At 56.5% G+C, this 25,218-nt stretch carries 22 protein-coding genes and 1 pseudogene; 4 read left to right on the forward strand and 19 right to left on the reverse strand.

The genetic code is table 11. The features are described 5' to 3' along the window. Positions 1–119: 119 nt before the first annotated feature. Positions 120–1,061 (forward strand): catalase family peroxidase, encoded by a 942-nt coding sequence (locus tag ABC336_RS00120; protein ID WP_413236716.1) that lies wholly within the window; start codon positions 120–122, stop codon positions 1,059–1,061. 81 nt (positions 1,062–1,142) lie between these two features. On the opposite strand, the gene ABC336_RS00125 is transcribed toward ABC336_RS00120, so the two are convergent. Both ABC336_RS00125 and ABC336_RS00130 read right to left on the reverse strand, forming a co-directional pair. Further along, positions 1,143–1,661, reverse strand: a complete 519-nt coding sequence (locus ABC336_RS00125) for a GNAT family N-acetyltransferase (RefSeq protein WP_413236717.1) — start codon at positions 1,659–1,661, stop codon at positions 1,143–1,145. 164 nt (positions 1,662–1,825) lie between these two features. Beyond that, positions 1,826–2,470: an SDR family oxidoreductase gene (locus ABC336_RS00130; RefSeq protein ID WP_413236718.1), complete on the reverse strand. Its 645-nt coding sequence runs from the start codon at positions 2,468–2,470 to the stop codon at positions 1,826–1,828. A 399-nt stretch (positions 2,471–2,869) separates the two neighbouring features. Between ABC336_RS00130 and xerS the strand changes: the two genes are divergently transcribed. After that, positions 2,870–3,949, forward strand: coding sequence for a tyrosine recombinase XerS (xerS, locus tag ABC336_RS00135; RefSeq protein WP_413236719.1), 1,080 nt, complete (start codon positions 2,870–2,872; stop codon positions 3,947–3,949). Here xerS and ABC336_RS00140 read toward each other — a convergent pair. The 5 genes from ABC336_RS00140 to ABC336_RS00160 all read right to left on the reverse strand — a co-directional run bounded on the left by ABC336_RS00140 (position 3,939) and on the right by ABC336_RS00160 (position 11,703). Then, positions 3,939–6,164, reverse strand: coding sequence for an alpha/beta hydrolase (locus ABC336_RS00140; protein ID WP_413236720.1), 2,226 nt, complete (start codon positions 6,162–6,164; stop codon positions 3,939–3,941). The genes xerS and ABC336_RS00140 overlap by 11 nt on opposite strands. Before the next feature lie 83 nt (positions 6,165–6,247). Further along, the gene (locus tag ABC336_RS00145; protein ID WP_413236721.1) at positions 6,248–7,294 is read right to left on the reverse strand and encodes a type 1 glutamine amidotransferase family protein; all 1,047 of its coding nucleotides are present in this window, start codon (positions 7,292–7,294) and stop codon (positions 6,248–6,250) included. 15 nt (positions 7,295–7,309) lie between these two features. Further along, on the reverse strand, positions 7,310–10,156 hold the full coding sequence (locus ABC336_RS00150; protein ID WP_413236722.1) for an ATP-binding protein: 2,847 nt from the start codon (positions 10,154–10,156) through the stop codon (positions 7,310–7,312). Next, entirely contained in the window at positions 10,149–10,514 is a 366-nt protein-coding gene (locus tag ABC336_RS00155; RefSeq protein ID WP_413236723.1) for a response regulator transcription factor, read from the reverse strand. The genes ABC336_RS00150 and ABC336_RS00155 overlap by 8 nt, the downstream gene beginning before the upstream one ends. Before the next feature lie 10 nt (positions 10,515–10,524). Next, a complete protein-coding gene (locus tag ABC336_RS00160) occupies positions 10,525–11,703 on the reverse strand; it encodes a GGDEF domain-containing response regulator (protein ID WP_413236724.1) in 1,179 nt (392 codons plus the stop codon). Positions 11,704–11,904: 201 nt separating this feature from the next. Here ABC336_RS00160 and ABC336_RS00165 point away from each other — a divergent pair, with 201 nt between their 5' ends. Further along, on the forward strand, positions 11,905–12,981 hold the full coding sequence (locus ABC336_RS00165) for a diguanylate cyclase (RefSeq protein WP_413242401.1): 1,077 nt from the start codon (positions 11,905–11,907) through the stop codon (positions 12,979–12,981). Between the two features lie 77 nt (positions 12,982–13,058). On the opposite strand, the gene ABC336_RS00170 is transcribed toward ABC336_RS00165, so the two are convergent. The 6 genes from ABC336_RS00170 to ABC336_RS00195 form a co-directional block, all read right to left on the reverse strand. Further along, on the reverse strand, positions 13,059–14,381 hold the full coding sequence (locus ABC336_RS00170) for a DUF4129 domain-containing protein (RefSeq protein ID WP_413236725.1): 1,323 nt from the start codon (positions 14,379–14,381) through the stop codon (positions 13,059–13,061). Next, entirely contained in the window at positions 14,378–15,538 is a 1,161-nt protein-coding gene (locus tag ABC336_RS00175) for a DUF58 domain-containing protein (RefSeq protein ID WP_413236726.1), read from the reverse strand. The genes ABC336_RS00170 and ABC336_RS00175 overlap by 4 nt, the downstream gene beginning before the upstream one ends. 19 nt (positions 15,539–15,557) lie before the next feature. After that, positions 15,558–16,511: an AAA family ATPase gene (locus ABC336_RS00180; RefSeq protein ID WP_413236727.1), complete on the reverse strand. Its 954-nt coding sequence runs from the start codon at positions 16,509–16,511 to the stop codon at positions 15,558–15,560. 190 nt (positions 16,512–16,701) lie between these two features. Next, positions 16,702–17,250, reverse strand: coding sequence for a hypothetical protein (locus ABC336_RS00185; protein ID WP_413236728.1), 549 nt, complete (start codon positions 17,248–17,250; stop codon positions 16,702–16,704). A 38-nt stretch (positions 17,251–17,288) separates the two neighbouring features. Beyond that, on the reverse strand, positions 17,289–17,753 hold the full coding sequence (locus tag ABC336_RS00190; RefSeq protein ID WP_413236729.1) for a hypothetical protein: 465 nt from the start codon (positions 17,751–17,753) through the stop codon (positions 17,289–17,291). A 39-nt stretch (positions 17,754–17,792) separates the two neighbouring features. After that, positions 17,793–18,323 carry an ADP-heptose synthase gene (locus ABC336_RS00195; RefSeq protein ID WP_413236730.1) on the reverse strand — a complete coding sequence of 177 codons (531 nt, stop codon included), beginning with the start codon at positions 18,321–18,323 and terminating at the stop codon, positions 17,793–17,795. A gap of 218 nt (positions 18,324–18,541) precedes the next feature. Here ABC336_RS00195 and ABC336_RS00200 point away from each other — a divergent pair, with 218 nt between their 5' ends. Then, on the forward strand, positions 18,542–19,522 hold the full coding sequence (locus ABC336_RS00200) for a YpdA family putative bacillithiol disulfide reductase (protein ID WP_413236731.1): 981 nt from the start codon (positions 18,542–18,544) through the stop codon (positions 19,520–19,522). Positions 19,523–19,591: 69 nt separating this feature from the next. Here the strand turns inward: ABC336_RS00200 and ABC336_RS00205 are convergent. The 6 genes and pseudogenes from ABC336_RS00205 to ABC336_RS00230 all read right to left on the reverse strand — a co-directional run bounded on the left by ABC336_RS00205 (position 19,592) and on the right by ABC336_RS00230 (position 25,060). Continuing rightward, positions 19,592–20,502 (reverse strand): annotated as a pseudogene (locus ABC336_RS00205) (phosphotransferase). Positions 20,503–20,630: 128 nt separating this feature from the next. Beyond that, positions 20,631–21,377, reverse strand: a complete 747-nt coding sequence (locus tag ABC336_RS00210) for an SDR family NAD(P)-dependent oxidoreductase (protein WP_413236732.1) — start codon at positions 21,375–21,377, stop codon at positions 20,631–20,633. A gap of 2 nt (positions 21,378–21,379) precedes the next feature. After that, positions 21,380–22,063 carry an MOSC domain-containing protein gene (locus tag ABC336_RS00215; RefSeq protein WP_413236733.1) on the reverse strand — a complete coding sequence of 228 codons (684 nt, stop codon included), beginning with the start codon at positions 22,061–22,063 and terminating at the stop codon, positions 21,380–21,382. Between the two features lie 123 nt (positions 22,064–22,186). Next, positions 22,187–23,848, reverse strand: coding sequence for an APC family permease (locus tag ABC336_RS00220; RefSeq protein ID WP_413236734.1), 1,662 nt, complete (start codon positions 23,846–23,848; stop codon positions 22,187–22,189). Positions 23,849–23,925: 77 nt separating this feature from the next. Next, on the reverse strand, positions 23,926–24,408 hold the full coding sequence (locus ABC336_RS00225; protein WP_413236735.1) for a CcdC family protein: 483 nt from the start codon (positions 24,406–24,408) through the stop codon (positions 23,926–23,928). 85 nt (positions 24,409–24,493) lie between these two features. Beyond that, the gene (locus tag ABC336_RS00230; RefSeq protein WP_413236736.1) at positions 24,494–25,060 is read right to left on the reverse strand and encodes a response regulator; all 567 of its coding nucleotides are present in this window, start codon (positions 25,058–25,060) and stop codon (positions 24,494–24,496) included. Positions 25,061–25,218: the final 158 nt, after the last annotated feature.

The raw sequence follows: 25,218 nt of genomic DNA on the forward strand, positions 1-25,218 counted from the left end.
CTCATCATCGATATGGGTAAACAAACGTAAGTCACACTATTCATATCCATTGACCTATACAACAACGATACACACCCTTCCCAATACTGCATAATTCGATGAATGAGGTGATTGTACGGATGAATCCAACACAACATGCAACCGATTCCATAAACCCTCTCGCTACAGAGTCTATCGACGCCATCGAAGGTCTGTCGGGCACCCATCCGGGATATCGGCGTGCGCATGCCAAAGGCGCCTGTTATCGTGCCGTCTTCCATCCGAGCGGAGAAGCGGCGGCGCTGACAACAGCGCCTCATCTGCAGGGTGGCAGTCTGGACGCGACCGTCCGCTTCTCCGGCAGCTCGACCGATCCGGCACTTGCTGACCTGCTCTCCCCGGCTAAAGGCATGGCGGTGCAATTCCACATCCCGGGCGGCCGGAAGACATACCTGGTCGGAGTGACTTTGCCCGTGTTTTTTGCCCGGACGCCCGAGTCCTTCCTCGATCTGGTGCGCGCCGTCCACAAGGGCCGGGCCGGTCATCTGTCCATGCTCGACATCTTCAAGGAAGTGGCAGAGCATTTTAGCGAGAGCAAGCAAAGCCTGCTCGCCGTTAAGCGGCTCCTGCCACCGTCAAGCTATGCCACTAACCGGTACTATACGATCCATGTCTATTATCTCATCGCCCCGGACGGCAGCAGTCGTCCGGTGAAGTTCGAGTGGCTGCCCGATGCAGGCGTGGATACCCTATCGCTGCACGAAGCGGCAGCCAAGCCTGCGGACTATCTGGAGCAAGAGATGCATGAGAGACTGCAGCAGCGGCCCGCTTCGTTTTCGCTTAGCATTGTCCTGGGTGAAGAAGGAGATCCGACGGATGATAGTACGCAGGCCTGGCCAGATGCCCGTGAACGGATCCATGCCGGCCGGCTCGATATCCTCGAAACGATCAAGGAACCGGACGACCTGTTGATGGACCCGACTGCGGTTGTCCCCGGCGTAGAATTATCGGACGATCCGATCCTCCATTTCCGCCGCGGCGCTTATGCCGAATCGTATCAGCGCCGGACCAATAGCCGCTAGTATATTGCTGCAACACCGGCATTAACCTCCTTGTCTCCATGATGGAGTTCAGGGGGTTAATGCGTTCAACTATTGTCCCCTTCAGTTTATATGTCGCAATCGTAACATCATTAAATCTTCGTCAAAATACTGTTCATCAAGCTTTAATGCATGTGGTTCCATACCGTAAACTTCAAACCCCAGCGAGACATATAAGCGTTTTGCTGATTTGTTAATAGACACCACCGTCAAATGAATCTGTTCCAATCCTTCACATTCTTTTGTAGCTCTTTCAATCAAGGCTGATATAAGGGCTTTACCTAACCCCCGTCCTCGAAATTGTGGTTCTACGTACATACCGTAAATATTTCCTTTATGTGCGGTCTTAAGCCTGTTTTGACGTGAAAAATTGACAATGCCAACTAATGTGTTACTGTCGTCAAAACATCCCAATGTAAATTGATCCTTTGTATGGTGTATCCTTTCTATAAAGTGCCCCAGCGGTTTAGTTTCTTCATGCTCATACGTTGATCCAAATGCATCGGGGTCATTCTTCAATGCACGCAACCTTACCTCTCTATAAACTTGGGCATCAGAGTCCTTCAACAGACGAATGTTCATTTGTCACGTCCGATCATTTTTCGGTTTCTTTTGTTCATCCACTATCCCTCGTTTCATGAAGATCCATTCATTCTTTCATCATTCCATTATTTTTCCAGTAAATTTACAAAAAAAGCCAAGCCTGCGCATATGACAGACTTGGATTTGATATGCTTTGCTCCCCACTATAAGCGTGCGAGCGCCTCGCTGACCGAATCCGAACCGGACACAAGATCATAGGACTTACGATACGTAGCGGGATTGTCGAGAACGGCTGCGATGACTGCCGCCACGTCTTCCCGAGGGATCGAGCCCTCATGGGCCGGAGTCTTGAGCGAGATACGCCCGCTGCCGGGATCATCCAGCAGTCCGCCAGGTCGCAGGATGGTATAGATCAGCTCGGAGGATTCCAGGATCCGGTCGGCGTAATGCTTGGCCGCATGATAATGACGGATACTGTCTGACCAGCGTTCCCTTGATTCCGCACCCAGAGCGCTGACGATGACAAATCTCGATATACCTGCCTGTTCAGCGGCTTCCATTGCTTTGACCGCCCCATCCAAGTCGATAAGGATCGTCTTATCCGCGCCGGTGCTGCCTCCTGAACCCGCCGTGAAGACGATGGCATCGCAGGTCCGGGCCGCCTCAGCGATCTCTTCGACCGGTGCTTCAAGATCGGCCAATACACTTTCTACACCTTGCGCTCTGAAGGACGCTGCCTGCTCCTCTTTGCGCACCATTGCCACCGGCACATGCTGTTTATCTGCCAGCATTTGTTTGACCAGGAGCTGTCCTATTTTACCGTTTGCTCCGATGATGAGTACTTTCATAAGTTGCTCTCTCCTTTGCGTAATTGATCAGAGGGTCCCCCTCCCAATAGCTTGCCCTTTTATATGTATACACTTCTGAGGGACTCCACTAACACCTCTTTACTCGTTATTGCTGGGATAATCCTTCAACAGACGCAGGAGGAGGTAGTTATTGGCTCATGCTTTAAATGAATATGAAATATCATGTTTATTTCAGACAATCCGATCAAAAGTAGTGAATAAAAGGTTTGGAAAAGAAAAATCAAAAAACAAGCTAATTTAAACGTAATTAATATTATGTTAACTTATTCCGTTAATTAAAATTTGAGTTTCCGTAATTAAAATTATGTAAACCTTCTCTTTCTCAGTTTACACTCCCACCCCCAGACTGCTAAGATAAGGGAAGTGAGGTGATGGAACGTGAATATACTTAAAATTAAAGACCGGCAAGAGCTCGACAAACGAACGCCGCTGATGCCCTGGTATGTGGAGAAATTCATCAACTACAAGCTGCCCGATCTCTCCCCTTCCTCGCTGCTGGAATATGTCCGGGATTACGAGACCTTCTTCAACTGGCTGCGGGCCGAAGGGCTATCCGAAGCAACAACGAACCGTGATATTCAACTGCTCGAGTTGGAGAAACTCCATATGGACAATATTGATAATTACAAGATGTTCCTATCGGCTTTCAAAGATACGACTAACAGCCGGACAACGATCTCGCGCAAGCTCTCCTCGCTGCGCTCGCTGTTCCACTACCTGAGCCAGATCGCCGAGGATGATGAGTTCTATCCCCTGCTCAAGCGCAACGTCATGGCCAAGGTTGCGATCAAGCGGACCCACAAGCCGAAGGACACCGCGGCTAAGCTCGAAGGCAAGCTGCTGCAGGAAGAAGAGATCTATGCATTCATCGATTATGTAAAACGCCAGTATCCGCTGGATGTGGTCAAGAACAAGCAAGCGCTTTACGCTTACGAACAGAACCATGTGCGGGATGCCTGCATCATCATCCTGATCCTGAACTCGGGGCTCCGCGTATCCGAGCTCGTCAATCTCAATCTCGAGGATATCGATCTCAAGAAAAAAGTCGTCTATGTCTACCGCAAGGGCGACAACGACGACACGTTCAAGTCTCCTGTCTACTTCCGCCAGGAGGCGGTGGATGATCTGACAGACTATCTCCGGATCCGCGAGAGCCATTACAAAGCGCCGCGGCGCGAAAAAGCGCTGTTCCTGGCCATTGCCAACGGCAGGCAGGAAGGCTCGCGCATGACGAAGCGGGCGATCCAGGAGATGGTGATCAAATACGCCAAGCGCTTCGGCAAACCGTATCTCTCCGTCCATAAGCTGCGTCATTCCTTCGCCACCGACTACTACTTGCGCAACGATATCTATAAAACGCAGGAGCAGCTCGGACACGCATCACCGGAGACGACGCAGATCTACGCCCATCTTACCGACAAGACAATGTCCGAAGCGATCGACCATCTCAAGGAGTGACGCCGATCCCTCCCGGCTGGAAGCGGACATTGTCGAGCACGATCTCGCCGGCCTCGCTCTGGTCAAAGACCAGACGAATGCTGACGAGACGGGATGGATCCAGCGACGGGACGGCTTCGACAAAGGCTGCCAGCGGCAGCCGGTAGTCCTGCATGACAATCTCCGATGATGGCTGCAGCCTGCCGTTCTTGATCCAGCGGTTAAGCGGTCCGCCGTTCAGGAAGCGGTTGTGCAGCAGCTCTTTGACCTCGCGGAGGCTGCTCATCGGCAGCGCAGCGCTGCTCCCGTGTCTGTCTGTCAGGACAACCGTGAAGTCCGGCGATGGTTGCTCCGGTGAAGCCGGAGCAAGCGCCATGACCAGCTCCGAAGTCTCTGACACGGCTGAACTCAACCCCGAAGGGAGCCTCAGCTCATAATACCCCTCCGCTTCTTCCCACGCGAGAAACAGCACCTTATTATGCTTGGATCCGCCCTGCCGATTCTTCAGGTCTTCTTCCTCCCATCGCGTTACCCCTTCTGCATGCAGCTCAACCCCGCGCCTGCTCCCGGTAGCCCGATCGGTATCCTCTTGATAGTTAGCGATGTTAATCATTTCGCTATCCTGGAATTGCTGGATATAGGTCGTATCGGGCAGCCAATGGCCGCCCAGCCGGTAATCCTGGAATAACGGCACATAACGCCGATCCTCATGAAGCGTCACTTCCAGAAAACCGCTGATAAACGTCTGTGCAATCAGGCGCTGATCCTTGCCCGGCATGATCTCCCGCTGATTCATCAGCCAGCGCAGCGGCAGCTTGATATCCATGCGTCCCCAGGCTGTATTGAACTGTCCGTGATTGGCATCATCGATATAGAGTGCTGATTTCAACGCGTAGGTCGTGCTGCCCGCCGGATAGACGATCCGGCTGTACTGCCGCTCGCCGTCGAAGGACGTCACATCGGAGTCGTTAGCGCCATGAATCGTCAAGTAATTAAGGTCATTAAATCTCAAGTTGCGCTCTTCAAGTTTTTTGTCGGTTGGTGCGATAGCCACTACGGCAGTAATGTCATATTCAAGACCCGTTAGATACTCTTCCTTGTCCGCCACGGTGAAGTAGGCCTCGTAGCCAGCGGCAAGCGCCGCAGCTTGACCGCCCCGGGAATGACCGATCAGCGCGATCGAAGACAGATCGGCTTTGCCGCTCATCAGGGTACCCGAAGCTTGCGAGAGCTCATCGATCGTCCGCAGATGGTGCAACAGCAGCCAGGCCCGCAGGATATAATCGTCATTGGGCAGCCCGGAGAGCACCGAATAATTGACGAAATTCTGATCGACCGAGACGGTCAGGAAGCCCCGGCTGGCGAGCAGCTCGCCAAGATAACCGTAACCGCCGTCCGAGAAATCTTCCATCGTGTGGTTGCCATGGACGATCAGGACGACCGGGAAGGGTCCCTCGCCCTGGGGCAGCCACACGCGACCGTTCATGGGCAGGGCATGCTGGTCGAAACCCCAGTACCAGGTGCGCAGTCCCTTCCACTTGGTGATGAATGCCGAGGCGTCTACCGGCTCGGTCACAAGATCTACCCCGCTTCCGAATTCCCGGCGAAATCGGTCTTCCCCACTGCCATATGTCAGCGAAGTCACTTCATAAGAACCATGCTCCGCAGGTGAAGCGAGCCCGGCTAGCGGTGTATCAGGGATGGATGCGATGGCTCCTCGCGGCCAGGAGACGTGCAGCCCGCTAGCTGCTGTCGCCATGTAGAACAGGACGACAAGTACCAGCCCGTTCAAAACGACCATCGAGCGGCTGAATACCGTATCTGGACGCCGAATCAGCCAATAGAAGAATAGTCCGGTACATGAACCGGCAAGTGCAAGCAAGCCCGCCAACAGCAACCCGCCCCATACCCATTTCATATTGGCAAATGTGAACAGGTAGGACAGTCCGCTCAGCATGACCAGGAGCATGCCAAGCCATAGCCGGGGCAGCCGCAGCGGGATCAGCGCCAACAAAAAAGCAGGTATGTATGCTAATAATAGCAAGGCCGAGAGGCCCAAGGCCATGACCAGAGTAGTCAGGAGGTTGTCAATCGCCCACCCGAGTCCGGTATAGATGCTGCTCCCCAGCTCATGCAGGGCGAGCAGCGCCATGGCGCTGCTGCCTGCCGCCGCAGACATCGAAGCAGGCGAATCATCCGAGGGGATTCGCCTGAGAAGTTGCTTGATCTTGAACATTGCCAGTCTCCTTATGATTAAGGACGTTAATCCATTCGCGCGAACTGTTCAGAGAGTCTCCGTCATTCGAAGCCATCTATGCCTTAACTGTTTTCAGCATCCTCAGCTCCTTCGGGCTCATCAGCGTCAATCGCTTCTACGTCTTCCGCACCGTACTTCTTGCGAATCTCCTCAGCCAGTCCGTCTCTAAGCTCAGCGATCGCCGGCACATCCCGCCGGTCATCTGCGCTCACGATGATGATCTTCTGGTCGGACTCGCCCAGCAGCTCCACGAACCGCTGCACAAGCGACCCTGTATAGGTGGCTCCATGCCGCTGGCTGATCCGCTGGAACGCCTGCAGATAATCATCATAGATCACCCCGTTATCCAGATCGAACCTTGGTCCGTTAGCCATCCCGAACAACAGCCTCTCCATCCGGGCAGCGTAACCTTCCAGCACGTCTTCCCGCTTCAGGCCATCGGGATATCGCTCCAAATATTGCTCAGCAGTGACCGCACGCTCGGCCAGACCGTCCAGCGTATGTGCGGAGTCGGGTTCGCCTTTCTTTTGGTGCTCTGTCTCCATGGCCATCAGTTGCAGATAGTCGCGCAATTCCTGTGAGAGTAAAGGACTGTACTTCTCCAGGGCTGTATAATCAATGATCGGATACACTTCACCTTCCATCTGGACGAGAACATAATGTCCGCTCTCCGCCCTGCGGGCCATCTCCCGCAGCTCGAGATCCGTGATCTCCGTCACCGTAGTCGGATCTCCCATGATGGAGAACTTCTCCTGGACTTCATTCATCAAGAATAGCCCTTGCGTTTTTGGCAGATCTTCCGCATAATAGGCTTCCAGTTCCAGGAAGAGCACATCTGCAGCTTCACCGCTTGCCCGGGACAGATGTTCATCCAGAAAAGCGATCAGCTCGCCAGCGCTTTCCGCCTGACGGATCTCTTCGCGGAAGGCGCGGATGATTGCCTCGTCCTCCGCCTCGGGATCGGGTGTTTCTTCCGGCTCTGTCTCTGTCTGTCCGGGCGGCGGATCGGTCGGTTCATTCACTTCCGGCGGCGGATCGTTGGAACAGGCCGAGGCCAGCATCGCTGCGAGCAGCAGTACCGACCACATTGCACCTCGATATGCTTTCATGACCACCATCCCCCTCTAGCTTCTACGCAACATCTGATGGATCGTTGCGGTCAGTCGGCCAGGCAGATAAGGCTTCACCAGGAAATGGCTGATTCCCCACTGCGCGGCTTTTTCTTTTTCTTCAAATGCGCTGGAAATGATAATCGGCGTATTTTGCAGCGACTCGGATTTTTTCATCTGCTCGATGACATGCCATCCGCTCGTATCGGGCTCCAGCAGCAGGTCGATGACCACGATATCGGGCTGCAGCGACTCGATATCTTCCAGCGCCTTTTGACCTTGAGTATAAAGATGAACGCGGAACCCGCTGGCCTGCAGCTCATCGCGCAGCATGATCGACAAGTTGTAGTCGTTCTCGATCAACATCACCTTGATCGAAGTTTCGGACAGCGTTTCGGCTGCTTCGCCGGCATCCTCGATACGCGACTGCGTCTCCTGCACCGGAAAACGGATCGTAAAGGTGCTCCCTTCGCCGAGCTTGGATTCGACCTCGATCGTTCCCTTATGACGGGTGATGATCTCTTTGACGATGGCCAGGCCCAGCCCGGTGCCCCCGATCTCTCTGCGGTCCGAGTTATCTACCCTGTAAAACTTATTAAACAGTTTGGGCAAAGCGTTATCAGGTATACCCAATCCTTCGTCGCTAATCCGGATGACGAGCTGCCCGGGCAGGATCTGCGTCTGGATCATGATGCGGCCGCCGCCCGGCGAATACTTGATGGCGTTGCTGAGCAGATTGGTAAACACCTGCTGCATCTTGTCCTGGTCTGCCAGCATGATCATCTGTCTGCTGTCCGATTCCCATACGATCTCATGGTTGGATGCGCCGATACGCTGCAGCTCGATGACATCTTTAATTAATGAGGTTAATGATATCGGCTTCATGTCGTAGGTCTGCTTGCCCGACTCCATCCGCTGCAGGTCAAGGAAATCATTAATTAACGTCGTTAACCGCCTGGCTTCCTGATGGATAGTAGACACGTATTTGCGCTGCCGCTCCGGCTTGAGTTCCCGGTGCAGCAACAGTTCGGCAAAGCCGAGTACACTTGCAAGCGGCGTGCGGAGCTCATGGCTGACCGTGCTGACGAACTCCGACTTCATGCGGTCCACTTCATATTCTTTGGTTATGTCGCGGTGCACCAGCAGCGTGCCGAACTTGACACCTTCGCGATAGAGCGGCTCGCAGTAGATCTGGATGTAGCGCCTGTTCGGCTCGATGATCTCATAGTTCAACCAGTTGGTCTCATGGCAGTGTTCATCCTTTACACGCTCCATGATAAAGTCTTTAAGCGGCTCCGGGTCGACCACATTGGTCGCCAGCTGATCGAGGAATGCAGCCAACGGCAGCTCCATCTGCTCCCCCATCGGCTTAAGAAAACGGAAAAACTCGGATATCTTCTTGTTGATCTGCAGCGTACGGCCATCCAGATCGAGCAACTGCACCCCTTCCTGGATCGTATTGATCATATCCGAGGTCATCTGACGCTGCCTCTCGGAGGATTCGTAGAGCGACAGCTTGTCAAAGGCAAGCGACACTTGTCTTGCCATGCCAACGATCTCCGCCTGCTCCTGTTTGTCGATCGACTGGCCCAGCTTGGTCAGCATCATACAGGCTACCATCTCATCGTCTGCGTTCAGGATCGGGATGACCAGCTCACTGGCATACAGTTTCTGCTCATGATACCCCTGCTCGGACTCCGAGCAAGCGCGCGTGATCTGATACGGTTCCTTCGTCTGCGAAGCCCGCATCACGAGACCGTCCTCCAATGTCCGGATGAACTGGGCCGCGCCGGATGCGGATACGCCGATGGCCGCATAATCATGCTGTGGATTGTTCATGACGATCAACCCTTTTTCAAATCCTGTAATCGTCACGACATGATGGATGACGCTCTGCAGCAGCTCTTGCTTGTTCAGCGTATTGGATAACGACTGGACGAGCATATTGCGCTTCTCCAGGTACTGTTCATTGCGCTCCATCTGCTCCAGGGCCGACTGAAGCTCTTCTTGCTGCGCCTGCAATTCATCCTGCTGCGCCTGCAGCTCTTCGTTCTGGGAGAGCAGCTCCTCTTCCTTGGACTGGATCTGCTGCATCATATCGTTGAAGGCGCGGGAGAGACCTCCGATCTCATCCTCCCGCTTTACATAGTCGACCTGTATCATCTCGCCGTACGCGAACCGCGAAGCCTGATTGGACAGCTGACCGAGCGGATGGCCAATATCAGTTGCGATCCTGCGCGTGATGAAGATGGATAGAATCAGGATCAGTAAAATATACCCGAGAAAAATTCCGCCTTGTACAGTTAATTGATTGATCAGCTTTCTATTTTCTTCGGACGCAATCTCCTGCACTTTCTTCTCGAAGTCTCGGGAGAACAACAGCAGGTCGTTGACCGGGTTGTCTGCCTCTGCCGAGATGAAGCTGCGAAGCGCTTCATAGTTCCCCACATTGGCATATTCGATGCCTTGCGGGAGCACGTCGTTGAAGAAGGATGTGAAGAAGTCCTCAATATTGCGCATCAGCTCCTGCTCCGAATCGCTGAGCGTGTGCTCTTTAACACCTGCCAGCGATGCGTCAAGCTCCAGCTTCTCCGAGAAGATCTGATTGTACTCAAATTCAGTCTGATACACATAGTAGCCCCGCGTCCGCAGGATGATCTGATTGGCATGATTAGCAACCTCGGATACCAGATCTTGCTTCTTGCGGACTTCGTCGCTTTTTTGCTCATAATCCTGGATGATGTTCACCGTGCTCCACAGCACGAAGACAGCTCCGCAGAGGATTAACAGCAGCGCGAGCATCATGAAGGACATGAACCGACGGGTGATGCTCTTGCGGTAGTAACTGCTCAGCTTATCCACGCAGCATCTCCTCAACCTTGTCGATCAGATCCAAGGGACTAAACGGCTTGGACATAAATCCGTCCGCCCCTGCAGCCATCACCTTGTCCTGCTCAGACTGCTGGTTCTTGGCGGAGAGCATCAGGATCTTCGCTCCTGCCCGCTCTGGCAGCTGTCTGGCCTGTTCGATCACTTCCACTCCGGTCATCTTGGGCATCATATAGTCCAGGATGATCAGATCGTAATGATTGGCCTTGATCAGCTCGATCGCTTCCTCGCCATCGCATGCCTCTTCGATCGCATATCCTTCGTCTTCGAGAGAATCCACAACGAGCATCCGCAGTACCGGCTCATCCTCTGCGAGCAGGATAGATTTCATCTTGTCAGCCTCATTTCTTATGATATCGTTCCGTATTTGCCAGGCCATCGGGAGCCATGGCTTCGTGCAGGCGGAGCATCCAGTAACCCAGAGGACGGTCCGGCTCATCGACCACAACGGCGCCGACAAGCACTTGCAGTGGCGCTTCCTTGACTTGCGGCAGCTTCTCCAGCTCGCGCCGCCAATCCGCTGCCAGCCTGGTGTCCGCCTCGCTTCCCGCATCCGGCAGCAAGACGACAAATGAATCCCATCTGTACCGGATGACCTTGCCGCCGCGTCTACCGACAGTCTTGTCTATCAGCCAGGCCGCTACCGACTGCAGCGTCTCTTCGCCCGGCAAGTCAATGTATCCTGCACGAATTCCCTCCAGACATTCCATTGTAATCAAGACCATTCCAAACGGTCTGCCCGCGGCTCCTGCTTGCAGCAGCTGGGCATCATATACGTCTTCGAGCCTCGACTGGCGGATCGCCCCAGTCCGTTCATCGGTGATGAGCAGCCTATCGACCTGACGTTTCTTCGCCAGCTGCCGTTCCAGCACCGCAGCCATCACGCTGAGCTGCAGCGGTTTGACGAGATAATCATCCGCTCCCAGACGGTAGGCCTGAATTCGTAGCGTTGCTTGATCCTCCGAGCCGATAATGGTCACCGGGACAGGTTCTTTCTGGAGCTGCTCTTCGAGCGCAAGCAAGACATCAAATCCGCCGGACAGATGGTCCAGTACCAGACAGTCGGGCTTCAGCGTGTGATATTGCCGGACTGCCAGCTCCGCGCTGCCGGTCTCGATGATAATGTAGCCCCGTCTACCCATCACTTCCTGGACGCGCTTCAGCAGATCCTCATCTTTGTCCAAGAGGATCACGACGGGAGGCAGCTCATCCGCATCCGCCAGCGGCATGTCGCTGCTCGCTGCAGGTTCCATGTCATCCCGGCACGCGTCCGCGAGCGGCTGCAGGAACAGCTGCAGCTCATCAAGTCCCCACTCGTCGGCGTCCCCCTCCTGAAGCGAGTCCACCAGTCCTCGCGCCGCCGCAGACAACTGCAGCAGCCCGATCGTGCCGGCCGTACCGCTCAGCGAGTGCAGGAAGCGATATACCTCTTCGCTGCTGATAGGCGTGCCCTGCTGGGCGAACCATGCATCAAACTGCTGCTTCATATGATTGTATAATGTCTGCTGATAATTGTTCATGGCATCCCCTTTTGTAACCATTGCAACTGTGCAAGCAATGACAAATTACGACACAAACATGATTTAAAATCTTCGACACCTGGCTGCGCATCCCTGCCTGAGCCGGCGATCTTTCTATAGAAGCTTGCCGCGAACGATGATATATTATAGGTAGTCCATACAGCTGCTGTCAATTGAACATCGGGAAGAGGAATCACTTTGATGAAAGATTTTTTCGCCAACCTTTGCATTATTATGTCATTTACATACGTGATTAATTATATCATGACCCACCCCAGATTCGCACCCCGCTCCGCGCTCATCCTCCATTGGACTGCCGGTCTGGCGGGGGGGCTGCTCGGAATTCTGCTGATGATTTATTCGGTGCGGATCAACGAAATGATCATCATCGACCTCAGAACGGTACCGCTGGTGCTGATTGCGATGTTTTTCGGGCCGCTGCCGGCCTTGATCTCCGGCGTAATGATTGGTCTGGGCCGTGTCCTGTTCTTCGACCTCAATCCGGCTTCTCTGGCGGCAGGCGGCAATGTATTGCTCGTCGCGCTTGTGTGCGGATGGGTGTCTACGTGGAAGCTCAAATCGCCGTTCAAGCTGACGGTGATGACCCTGTACGCGCATCTGCAGACGTCCGCTGTCATCTATCTGCTGATGCCGAACCAGCAGCATTTTTTCTGGCTGGAAGTGATGCCGGCCTTCTGGTTCGCCGCCTGCCTTGGCTCATTCGTGTTTTATCACTTCTACTTCCATCTGCGCCGCTCCAATATCGCGATGAGTCGGCTGCGGAACATGGCCACCCGGGATTTCCTGACCGGAGCCGGCAATGCCAGACATTTCGATACGCAGCTCCATGCGATGGAGGATCAGGCCCGGCAATCGAGACAGCCATTCTCCCTGTTGAGCATCGATATTGACTACTTCAAGCAGGTCAATGATACCTATGGCCATATAGCCGGGGACGCTGTACTCAAACAAGTGGTTACACTGCTGAATGATCACGCCGGTCCCGGGGATATCGTCTCCCGCAATGGCGGCGAAGAGTTCTCTATCCTGCTGACGGGACTTGCTCTTCCCGAAGCGGCAGCAGTTGCCGAGCGCATCCGACTGGCAATAGCCAGCCACTCCTTCCTGCTCCCGGATGCCAAACCAATCCACATCACCGTCTCGATCGGCATCGCCAGCTACCCGGCTCATGCGGATGAACTGAGCGAATTGATCAAGCAGGCGGATCTTGCCCTCTACCGAGCCAAACAGCAAGGCCGCAACCGTGTCTGCGGCTAACTCCGCCGCTACCCATCTCCGAACGCGGGCAAATCCGCCGTTGACCAAGACAGCGGCGGGTTTGCTGTTGAGGCGGATCAGCTCAGATACTGTTCCATCATATGTTTGAGCTCCTGGACCTGACTGTCCTTCACGGGATGACTGCCGTAACGCGCCTGCTCGTACAGCCTGGTGAGCGGCAGGTCCTCCCGGCTGCTGCGGCTGCGCCACCGCTCGATATCGGCGACCGTCTCCAGCGGCGTCAGATGCGGCTTGAGCTCGTAGCCTTCTTTGCGGGCCGACTGCAGCCAGCGGCGGTACAGGAAGCGGACGCGTTCCTCGTTCGTCATGTCATCGGACCAGCGGGGCTTGCGGCGATTCCATGCCGACAGCCGGTCCCGCAGTCGTCCGCCGAGGCCCGGTCCGCTGTCCCTGGTCTGGATTAGACTCTCGACAGTGTCGACATAGCCCAGCTCTTCGCCTTGACGCTCTCCCCGATTGATCCATGCCGTCAGCGCTTGATACAAGCGGCGAAGCCAACCGGGCAGACGTTTACCGAGCGCGTAGCAGCCGTAAAGCACGAGGAGCCCGAGAAGCACATAGACCGCGATCATGGCCGCCTGCTCCAGCCATTGCATGAGGGCCGAAGGCTCGGACGGCTCCTCGCCCAGCATCGGCGGCTCGGGCATCTCGGGGGCCGTCGGCTGCTCTACCGGAGCGTCACCCTCTCGGGAGGGCAGCAGCTGCAGCAGCGCGACGATCCGGCCGCGCAGCCATTCGAAGGCCTCCTGAATCGTCCGCAGCATCGTGATCGCTACTGCTGCCAGCAGCAGGACTAGGACCAGCAACCGATTCAAGCCGCTGACCGAGCCAGGCACTGCGCTCTTGCGCTGACCGGAGAGTGTCTGCTGGCGGACCGCCTCCGCGTTGAGACAATACAGCGTAGCTGCGAGAGCCAACAGTCCGCATACGCCGATCAACCACAGATAGGCATGTAGCTCGGAGCGGAACACGGTCGCCACAGATAGGATGAAATGCAGGATCATACCCGCGAACATCGCCGACATCGGGAAGCGCGCCTCCCACTCCTGCTCCGCGCCACGGGCTCCACGGATAAAAGCCAGGATAGCAAACAACAGGGAAACGGCTGCCAGCCAGCTGCTGCCGAACCAGATCACACTCCACGCCGCAGCGACAAGCAGAGCGATTGCAAGCAGCTTGTACACCTTATCCAGCTTCAGCCATACATAGGCGGCATGACCGGCGCCGAACAGCAGCGGCAGCCCGGCGCTCCACAGCCAGACTTGCGGCTGGGGCAGCAGGTAGACGGCGAACAGCAGGATCAACGGATAGAACAACAGCGTCTCGACAATGCCTTGCAGCGTCGTCAAGCCGGCTTTTGCGAGAACTCGCTCCTTCATGCGCTTTCCCCTCCTCCGCTGCCGGCAGGTACGGCCGCTGCTGCATGGTCCGGCGTCTCGAACGAATCGTCTGCCGCCGGCAGCGCGGTCATATCCAGCACCTCTACCCGGTGGCCGCCCCGCCGCAGCCGCTCGATGGCTGTCGTCATCTTGTCGCTGACGAAGGCGGAGAGCAGCAGATAATCATAGGTCCGCCCTGCCTGCACCGCTTCAGCCTCCAGCATGTCGCTAAACGGCGTACTCGGCTCAATGACCAGGCGGGCCATCAGCTCCTGTAGCGCATCCAATTGATCGGCGCCGCTGCGAGGCTCGCTCCGGACCGGCTCTCTTGGTCCTTCCTCCAGACGGGCGTTGATGCCGAAGCCGGTCTCGATGCCCTGGGCCAGCGCATACTGCGCCAAGCCTGCGGCATAACGGATCGCCAGCTCCACGCGCTCCGTCTCCCGGACCGTCCCCCACATTCGCTCATGATCTTCGATATTGATCAGGATCAGCAGCCGCTGATCCGCCGTAAAGTCGTGCTGATGGACCTGCAGCGCGCCTGCCCGGGCGGTCGCTTTCCAGTTGACATCCTTGAGCGAATCGCCGGAGCGGTATTCGCGGGCGCCTGCGATCATGAACGGATCGGCGGCGATCCAACGCTTCACTGTAATATCCCCCTGCCAGCTCTGGGACGGGATGCGCAGATCCTCGGCAGGCAGCGGCGCCGGATAGACGACGAGCTCCGAGTCGAACTGCAGCCGGCGGCTTGAGTTGAAGACGCCGAAGATATCTCCGCAGGTCAGAGAGACCGCATGGATGCGGTAGACGCCCCGCTTCGTGCAGGTGACCTGATGCCGCCGCGTGACCTGCGTATAAGGGAGCAGGCTGAAGAAGCTTTTATGATTTTGGACAAATTGACCATTGCTGATATCCAGATTGTACTGGGCCTGGAAGCGCATGCCGGCATGCAGCATCGATTCGATGCGCAGCCACGGCAGCGGCAGCGGCTTGCGATTGGCGATCCGCTCCACCATCTCGATCCGATCGCCCTGGTAGCATGCCGTTTCGCTAAACGTCCGCGTGTACGTCAGCCGCTTTTGCCCCAGCCGGTAGAAGATCTGCCCTTGTACTAGGACGAGGGCGGCTACGATAAGAATCAGCCAGTGGATTTGCACGTCGCATCACATCCCGTTCTCAAACTTGCTCTTCGGCGGGCACCGGCACTTCGGAGAGCAGCGAATCGATCAGCTTCTCGGCCGCCCCCGGTCGGCTCCTCACAGAGGAGGCTGGTACGATCCGGTGCGCCAGCACCGGGACGGCCATCGCCTTGACGTCGTCGGGCGAGACATAATCCCTTCCCTGCAGGATAGCATGCGCTTGCGCTGCCCGCAGCAAGGCTTGACTGCCCCGCGGACTGACACCGACCGTCACATCGGCATGGCTGCGAGTCCGCTCGATCAGCTCCAGCAGATAACGCAGCAGGTCATCCCCGGCATAAACGCTGCTGTAGGCCGCCTGAGCCTGGATGAGCTCTTCCCTCGCAGCTACGGGCTGGATCGTTCCCAGCGGCTGCTCGGATTTGAAGCGTTTCAAGATATCCAACCCCTCTTCTGTCGTCGGGTAGCCCATTCTGACTTTGAACAGGAAGCGGTCCAGCTGCGCTTCCGGGAGCGGAAATGTCCCCTGATGCTCGACCGGATTCTGCGTAGCGATGACGAGAAATGGCTGCTCCAGTGCCCTAGTGACACCGTCTGCGCTCACCTGTCGCTCCTCCATACATTCCAGCAGGCTGGACTGCGTCCGCGGCGTCGCCCGGTTGATCTCATCCGCCAATAGCAGATGGGAGAATAGCGGACCCGGACGGAATTCGAACTCCGAGGTCTTCTGGTTATAAAATTGAATGCCGCTGAGGTCGGTCGGCAGCAGATCAGGTGTAAATTGAATGCGCTTAAATTCGCAGGCAAGCGATTTGGCCATCGCTTTGGCCAGCAAGGTTTTGCCTGTGCCCGGCACGTCCTCCAGCAGCACATGGCCCGAGGTGATCAGAGCGATCATCAGCTTGTCCACTACTTCATCCTTGCCGATGATGACTCTTCCGACATTCGTCCGGATCCGGTCCGCCAGATCGCGGATTGCTGCAAGCTCCATCGTATCCACTCCTCTGTCTTTACATAGTCCGCCCTATTATACCTTACCTTTCCTGATGATGGAAAGCGGACTGCTGGTGATAATCATAATAATAATTATGTCAACTCATTACCGTGTTTCTTCTTTACCATAAAAACAGACCCGTCCGGCAGTAGCCTGACAGGTCTGTTTCTCTTATTAATTCACGTCATTAATTATTCGCCGGGTTAAACGATTCATGTTCGATGATGAGGCCCTCCCAGCGGATATTCCACCGCACAGGCAGCGACGACAGCTTCACATATACCTTGTGGTGCATCTGGAAGAGATCCGCTTCCGGCATATAACTCTCAGCGCAGTCCAGGACGAGCGGTTCCTCTCCGGGAAATTGAAACGTATACTGATAATTAACATGCTCTTTGACATAAGCTTTGAACAAGTCGACCCGGATGTAAGCTTCATCCTTGAGCTGCAGCAGCTTGTACTCGGGCGCTTCGCTCGGCCGCAGCTGCAGAGACTCGGACGCTACCAGATAGCTGCTTGCCTTGCTCTCCAGCATTTGAACCGTCTGGCGGCTCATCGGAATACCAAGCAAGTGATCTCTGATGTGTTCGACATGGGTGAGAATGCGGGATAGCGCGATCAGCGCCATCCCGCCGACTAAGCCGGGCAGGAGCGCTGGATATACACCCGAGAGCGTCAACACAGTCGTAACGATTAAGATCAGATAACCTATGATACTCAATAGGCTTGCCAGCATCCCAGTTCCCCCTCACTCTATGCGGCCCGCAACCTTCGTTACCCCCTGCGGTCAAAATCGCGCGCGCATGCATGCAGCAGCAGGCAGAACGTCCGATTCTGGGTAATCCTCATCGAAGACAGATCGTAACGGTGCCGGATCGGTTCATACGTGACGCATACCCGGTGACGCATCCGCCGGATCACCGCCCGGATAAAGGATTCAGCCTTCGTGCTGTACGGGATCGTCACATAGGCGTACAAAGAATGATCATGCGGCTCGTCGGCGCAACTGACGCCTGCGCATGAGAATTCGGTGTCGATGCCCTTGTCGTTCAGCAGACGCAGCGCCGGATAGAGCTCCCAATCGACCCATTCCTCTCCCAGCTGGACGATCCGCTTGCCCCGTTTCCGCTCCTTGGGCGCCTGCATCCAGTCTTGCAGCTCCTGGAGCCGTCGTGTCCATAAATGCTCTTGGTGCGGGGTAAGCAGGATCTCGCCCCGTTCATTCGCCGAACTCGTCATGCTTCTCCCCCTAACTTTATCTATGTTGCGGGAAGACAGCTAATCACGAGACACTTCCCAGTCGACCTCAGTGACGCCTTCTTCCACGGCAAAGTCAAAATCCTCGATATCGTAAATCTGCACAGGTACCGCCGCTTCGATGATCCGATCCTGCAGATCGATCTGATCGGAGAGCATCGGGATCTCCATTCGGGCGGCAGTCAGGATCTGCTCTGTCTCGATCGGATCGAACAGCTCCCCGTATTGTTCATTGTCTACCGCCAAGACGACTGTAAAGGAGATCATCTCGCTTAAGAGCAGCGGCGGACTCTCGCGCCATGGCATCTGCAGGGCGCGTTCGATTTTTTTGCGGTTGAGCGGATCCTGGAAGAAGGCGATCAGTTCGCCGATCTTTACCTTGACATGCTTGTCCTCGATGGGATCCTCCATGACCTGCTCCGGGCTCTCGTGCATATCGTAGAGCTCCATGATCGAGGAGTACGGCACCACATAGTCAACCGGACGCACCGGCACCAGCAGATGTCCGTATGTCGCAATCATCACCGCTTCTATGACAAAGCGCCGTCGCATCCCAATTCCCCCTGTCTGTTGGTATATCAGATCATGACCAATAGCGGCCAGCCTCATAAAATCATTACCAATCATTATACATGAATCGTTTACTCAAAGATACTTTAATCCTAAGTAAAATAAGACCTGCTCCAATCTCGTCTTCTGCGGATGACAATTGCTTGGCGGGTGCGGATTGGATACAATGGAAGCAATCGTTTTTATATCAGGAGGCATGCATGCAACAGGAACAAGTCATCATTATCGGTGCGGGTCCCTGCGGTCTGGCTGCAGCGCTGGAGCTGCAGGAGATCGGCCTGGAGCCGCTCATCATCGAGAAGCGCAACGTCGTCCATTCGATTTCCCAATACCCTGTCTACATGCAGTTCTTCAGCTCGCCGGAGCTGCTGGAGATCGGCGGCGTTCCGTTCACCACCGCCCAGGACAAACCTTCTCGCCTGGAAGCGCTGAATTACTACCGTACGATCGCATTAAGGCGCAATGTACGGATCCGTCCCTATGAGACCGTGCTTGGCATCACGCCCGCAGACGGCGGCTTCGAGCTGGCCACGGTGAACCGGTTCGGTGAACCGTCTACCTTCCGGACCGGGAGTGTCGTGGTTGCCACCGGCTATTTTGACCAGCCCAATATGCTGGGCATTCCTGGTGAAGAGCTGGAGAAGGTCAGCCACTTTTTCCGCGAAGCCCATCCTTATACCGGCATGGAGGTAGTGATCATCGGCGGCAGCAACTCGGCGATTGATGCTGCGCTGGAGCTGGAGCGGGTCGGTGCTCACGTCACTGTCGTCTATCGCGGTGAAGGCTACTCGCCGAGCATCAAGCCTTGGGTGCTGCCGACGTTCGAGAGCATGGTGGCCAAAGGCCGCATCGCCTTTCGCTTCGCTTCCAGGGTAGTGGCGATCACCGAGCGGGAAGTCATCGTCGAGGACGGGAGCGGCAGCCGCTCGGCGCTGCCCAACGACTTCGTGCTGGCACTGACCGGCTTCCACCCGGACCGTGAATTCCTAACTCATGCCGGCGTAGCTATCGAACCTGAGGGTTATCCCTTCTTCCACGAGGAGACGATGGAGACCAATGTGCCGGGCATCTATCTGGCAGGCGTCGTCGCTTCGCGTCACGAAGCCAACGAGATCTTCATCGAGACCGGACGGTTCCACGGCCGCAAGATCGCGGCTCATCTTGCGGCCCGGCGCGCATGAGCGGTTCCAATTCAACTATCAGAAACGGTATGATTCTCTTATTCGATTAGCTCGTATTTCACCGGATTCCTAATCCAATAACCCCAGCAGGCGCTCCTCGCAGCGGTCGACCCACGTACAGACCTCGGCCGCCCTGGCGATCTGCCCGCTCCAGACGCCGGCTTCGTCGAGCCCTTCGTCATATCTGTGGGCAAAATGCAGCCATACGTCCAGCATGCGCAGCTTGATGAGCGCCGGCAGCATGGCCCGCTCCTCGGGAAGCAGCTCGACTTCCTTGCGATAGCCGCCGATAAAACGCTCCATCTGGAGCAGCGACTGCTCGCCGTCAGCGCCGACAAACTCGGCCAATACCACTGCCAGCTCCATGGCCCGCAGATCTTGCGTGCAGTATTCAAAATCGAGGATGGCGATGACGTCATCGCCGGCGGCTAGCGCGTTGTTGAACACCAGGTCGCCGTGAATCCACTGCATCGGCAAACTGGCCATCTCGCCGGTCAACGCCGATATCGCCAGGCGTTCGCGCTGCAGCCGTTCCACTAGCGGCTGCTTGGCCACCAATTGCTCGTCCTGCTGGAGCAGTGCGTGCAGACGTTTGTCATCCAACTGCCGATACTCGTCCTCCAGCCGGTAATAGGGCTGATAGATCGGCTGCAGCGGCACTCGATCTCCGCCAGCGACTGGGTGATCAGCCCCGTGGCGTGACCAAGACCGGCCACATGCTGCGGATGAGCAGATGAGGCGCGCTCGCCCGGGATGTAATGATACAGCGCCGCCAGCTTGTCCGCCGGGCCGACCGTTACCGTACCGCCATCGCGGTTGCGAACCGGCACCGGCACCAGAATACCCTCAGGCGGCTTCTGGGCCAGCGCGCCCAGGATCGCATGCTCGAGCAGCACTTTGTGGCTGTCCTTGTGATTGTCATAGATCCTCAGGACGAAGCGGGCGCTGCCGCAGGTAATCATCCGGGTCGTATTATTCATACCGCTCTCGGCGATGTGTGCCTGCCATGGTCCGTTCCAGTCGTACTGCTCCAGGAATGCGGGCAGGGCAGGTTCTGTTTTGCTTGGCAAGCGAGGCTTCCTCCTATCGTGTCGCCTATAATTGTGTCTTAAGGTTCATAGATCATTTTGCGCGTCATCCCGCCATCCACGACCAGATTGACGCCCGTGACGAAGTCATTGCCCGGATCGGTGAGATACAGGCAAGCGCGGGCGATATCCGCAGGGTGACCGACGCGTCCTGACAGATGCTGGCTGTGATCCTGCTCCCGCAGCTGCGAGCGGTCGCCTGTCTCGATCCAGCCGGGGCTGATGCAGTTAACGGTGATCCTGTAAGGCGACAACGAGGCCGCCAGCGCGTGCGTCAGCGCCGTCAGCCCGCCTTTAGAGGCCGCGTAGGCTTCGGTATCCGGCTCGGACATGAGCGCCCGAGTCGAGGCGATATTTACGATGCTGCCGCCTTCGCCGCGGCTGCGCATGACACCTGCCGCTTCCTTGGCGCACAGGAACGCGCCTCTCAGGTTGGTCTGGACCACCCGGTCCCACTCCTGCCAGGTCAACTCGAAGAGCGGCTTCGTGATGCCGAAGCCGGCGTTGTTGATCAGCACGTCGACATGAGGCGACCAATCCAGTGCTTGCCTGGCCAACTCCGTGATCTGCTCGGGGTCGCTTAGGTCAGCCGGGACTGCCAGAACCCGCTCGCTCCCCCACCTCAATGCCAGTTGGCCTGTCCATGCTGTCAATCCTTCATGATCCAGATCGGTCAGGACGGCCCGGTATCCGGCATCCAGGTATGCCTCGCCAAGCTTACGGCCGATGCCGCCCGCAGCTCCCGTAATCCACACTGTTCTATCCATCCCTATCTCTCCTTTTCCTGTCCCGGCGCCTTGGCCAGCCGCTTGAGCGCCATCTCCCGCCAGCTCTCTGCGAGCGCATCGATCGCCAGCAAGCGCCGTGCCCCATCCCAATCCTCCCGTTCGATCATCATAATCCGCAGCGCTTCAGCGACAGTGACACCCGCAGGATCGCGGCGTTCGAAGACGACAGCATCCCCCGCTTCGACCTCGCCTTCGGTCAGCACACGAAGGTAGAACCCGCTGTATCCCGTCTGCAGCACCTGCGCCGGCAGCTGCGGTTGCTCATGCCTCAGTCCCAGCTTGAAGCAGGGCACTCTCGGCTGTGTTACCTGCACCAGCGGCCCAGCGGCGCTGCCGATCCGCAGCACATCCCCGATACAGATCATCGTCTCATCGCCGCCGTCGATCGTCAGATTCTCGCCGAATGGACTGTCGCCCAGCGGCTTGTCCAGCCAGTGCCGCCAATACGGATAATGCTTGCTGAAATAGACGCAGACCGCTTTATCGGCGCCGCCGTGGTTCACCAGGTCCGCCTGGCCATCACCAGGCAGCCCCAGCTTCCCTACCCGGCGCGGCCCTGCGACCTTTCGTTTCACGATGGCCGTCGCCACAGCCTTGCTCCCATGCTTCATCTGCCCAGGTTCGCCAACCTGTACCGCATGGATTAACCCAAGAGTCTCCGACATCGTCCTGCCTCCGTTCCGTCTCAACTGTCATTCAACTTCCTATGTAACACGCAGCCCGAACGGCTGATGTGTCTTGTAGTTGTATTATAAGACTGTCTGCTGCCTGCAAGCAAACAGGCAGCCCTAAAGCTGCCTGTAGCTCCGTTCCTGCGCCAGTAATTCCTGATGGCTGGCGGGCTGTACCAGTCTTACCCTCCGATCGATGAGACGCCTGAGGGGCCAGACGAGCAGCAGTGTCAGTACAGCCAACAGCGCATGAAGACCGGCAAGCGGCGCGAGCAGCAGCGCTGCCCCTGCTGCGGATCCGAGCAGCCACAGCAGCGCTACGGCCTGCAGCGGCCGGCTTAGCCGGCCAAGCTGCCAGCGCGGCGGCCCCGACGCTGCTGGCGCCTTCCTGGATCCATGTATTACACGCCGATGCCGTGATAGACGAAGACCAATCGGGATCGCCAGCGAGAGGTTGAAGGCAACGGAGCTCATGGCACTCACATAGATGAGCCTGCTCGTCGCTGCAGCCTCCCAGGGTCGCCAAAGGGCAAGCGCAAACATCATTGCCGCTGCGGCCGCAGCGAGCAATATCAGAAGCCGCTGCGGTGTCTGGCGACGGCTGTCGATATGCTGCAGCCAACGGCTCCATGCCGAGCTGCCATCCCTGAGATAAGCGAACCATTGCCTGCTGGCCGACGTCAATACCCCCAGACCGCTTAACCAAAGGCATAAGACGGCTCCGACGTATATCAAGGGGGCAATTACCGGGCTTAGCCAGCCCCACAGATTGGCGATCAACGCCAGGAACAGATTTCCGCTGCCGCTTATCCCGGCGATATCCATAATCGAGAGTGTCACGAACACACAGAGCACATAGGCAAAGACAAAGCCGTACACCGTGCTGGAATACATGCCCCACGGCACATTAACAGAAGGGCTCTGGATCTCCTCTGTCGCGGACGACGCCGAGTCTGAGCCAATGAACAACCGCTGCAGCAGGATGAGCGCAGCAGCCAGCTGGAGCCAGCTATAATCGCCGTTGCCGTGGGTACCGGCAGAGAACAGATAGGCTGCAGGCTGCAGGCCGGGTTCGAACAGGAAGATCAGCCCGGTGACGATCGCCGCTACCAGCGCTACCTGCAGCCAGGCTCCGCCTGATAGCGCGAGGCTGCTGCCGCGGAGCGATCTGACGGCCAGCAGCGTTTGCACCGCCAGGAGAGCGAGCATCCAGAGCAGCAGGCTCCAGACGCCCGGAGGATAGCCGATCCAGCGGGAGACCGCCGCGTCGAGCATGACAGCCGCAGCCCCGCCCAGCAGGAGCAACAGACACAGGTCGCTGAACGTGCGCAGAAGAAGCGTATATCGTCCCCAGCGCCGCCCGCCGAGCTTCCGCGCCCACTGATAGACACCCCCCGCAGCGGGCACAGCTGAAGCCAGCTCGGCTGTGACCGCGCTGGTAAGGATTGCGCATATGGCAACAGCCGGCAACCCGATGCCAAAAGCCCACGGACCGGCCAGCTCGTAGATCGGACCATAATAAAGGACGGCGCCGCTGATAACGGACAATGTCGCAAAGGATAGTGCAAAGGAGCTGAAGCCGCTCCGATGCCTGCGAAGCTGCTGGGCGTAGCCCTCGGCATTAAGCTGCCGTTTGTCATCCAGGTATTGCTGGTAACCATTGACGGCCGGCACGGCATGCGCAGCGGATGCGCGCATCCTCCGATGGGCCGCAGCGGCCAGAAGCACACCCAGGATACAGGCTGCAGCGAACAGGGACAACCCGGCAAATATGATCATGATGACCCCACCTCCACCACTACTTTATGTAGTTAGGAGCAGGGTCTAGTACCACCGGCTTCGCGCAGCGGCTCCATTTATTCGGCTCGTCGTTGGATCAGGCGCAGATATTCGCTCACCATGGCAAGACGCCAGGGCAGGATCATCCCCAGGGCAACCAGGTAGAATATAGCCCCTGTTTGAGGGATCGTCATCACCTTCTCCACCACCGGATGAAGCGATAGCCGCAGGGCGAACAACGAAACCATGATCAGGATGAACGCCTTGGATCGAATGACAAAAATATCCCTTTTGACGAGGGCGAGCCTTGTCGTCACGATTAGGGGAAAGGAAAAGATCAGAAGGCCTGTGCCAAACGCGGACAGCCCCCATAACCAAGGGATATGCATCATTGGCAATGCAAACATGATGAATCCCGTCATCATGCCGAGCGGCGGGATGACAAGCTTCTTGAGCGAGGTGGGCTGTCGGGCTGCCCGCAGACGCAGCAGGATCATCACGGCACCTGCCATCCCGGAGATCAGGATCGACAGCGCTTGGATCGTTGTAGTGGACGGCATGATTTCCTCCCGGACAATAACGGCAACAATGCCGGCTTTTTCTTATCGTACTGCAGATATTCCCGCAGTGCAAGCCGGCAAGCTCCTAACGGCCGTCCATGCCCAGCTGGCAGAGCACATGCATCTTCAAGTCGTCGATATCAAACGGCTTGTTGAAGAACTGGGTGATGCCCAATTGAGTTGCATTCTCGAGATCTTCGGGATCGCAGTACGCCGAGATCATCACCGCCATCAGGTCAGGCTTGATGCGCCGCAGCTGCAGCAGCGTCTCGAACCCGTCCATCGCCGGCATCTTCAGATCCATCAATACCAGATCGACAGGATTGTCGGCGAATAGCCGGATCGCACCAGGACCGTCTGCCGCTTCATAAACTTCCAAACCGCAAGCGGAGAGTACCTCTACCAGCAGCATCCGGATCTTTGCTTGATCATCGACGATCAGCACCGAGCCGCGACTGCTTGGCGCAACCTTAGCATTCCGCGAAATCTCGGCAGCTTCGGGATCTGTCCGCCGCACCGGAGGCGGCCTTTCCGCTCGCACTGCGGCCTTTGATTCGTCGGCAGCGGGAGATTGGTGCAATCGGTTAAACCGGTACATGAGCACCATCAATATGAGCAGCAGCAACAGCACTGACGCAAATATGTAAATCATGGATAAAAACTCCTTTGAAAAAGGTTGAAGATCACTTTCGACAACTTTTCCCAAATTCCTGCTCTTTCAATGGGAATGTAATAAAATTTTCCTTTTGTTCAAACAATTTAATTCTATTTACTTCAGTCCATAGAAAAACACTCCCCATGAAGACGCAG

This window comes from Paenibacillus jepli (assembly GCF_047238105.1).
GTDB lineage: Bacteria > Bacillota > Bacilli > Paenibacillales > Paenibacillaceae > Paenibacillus_D.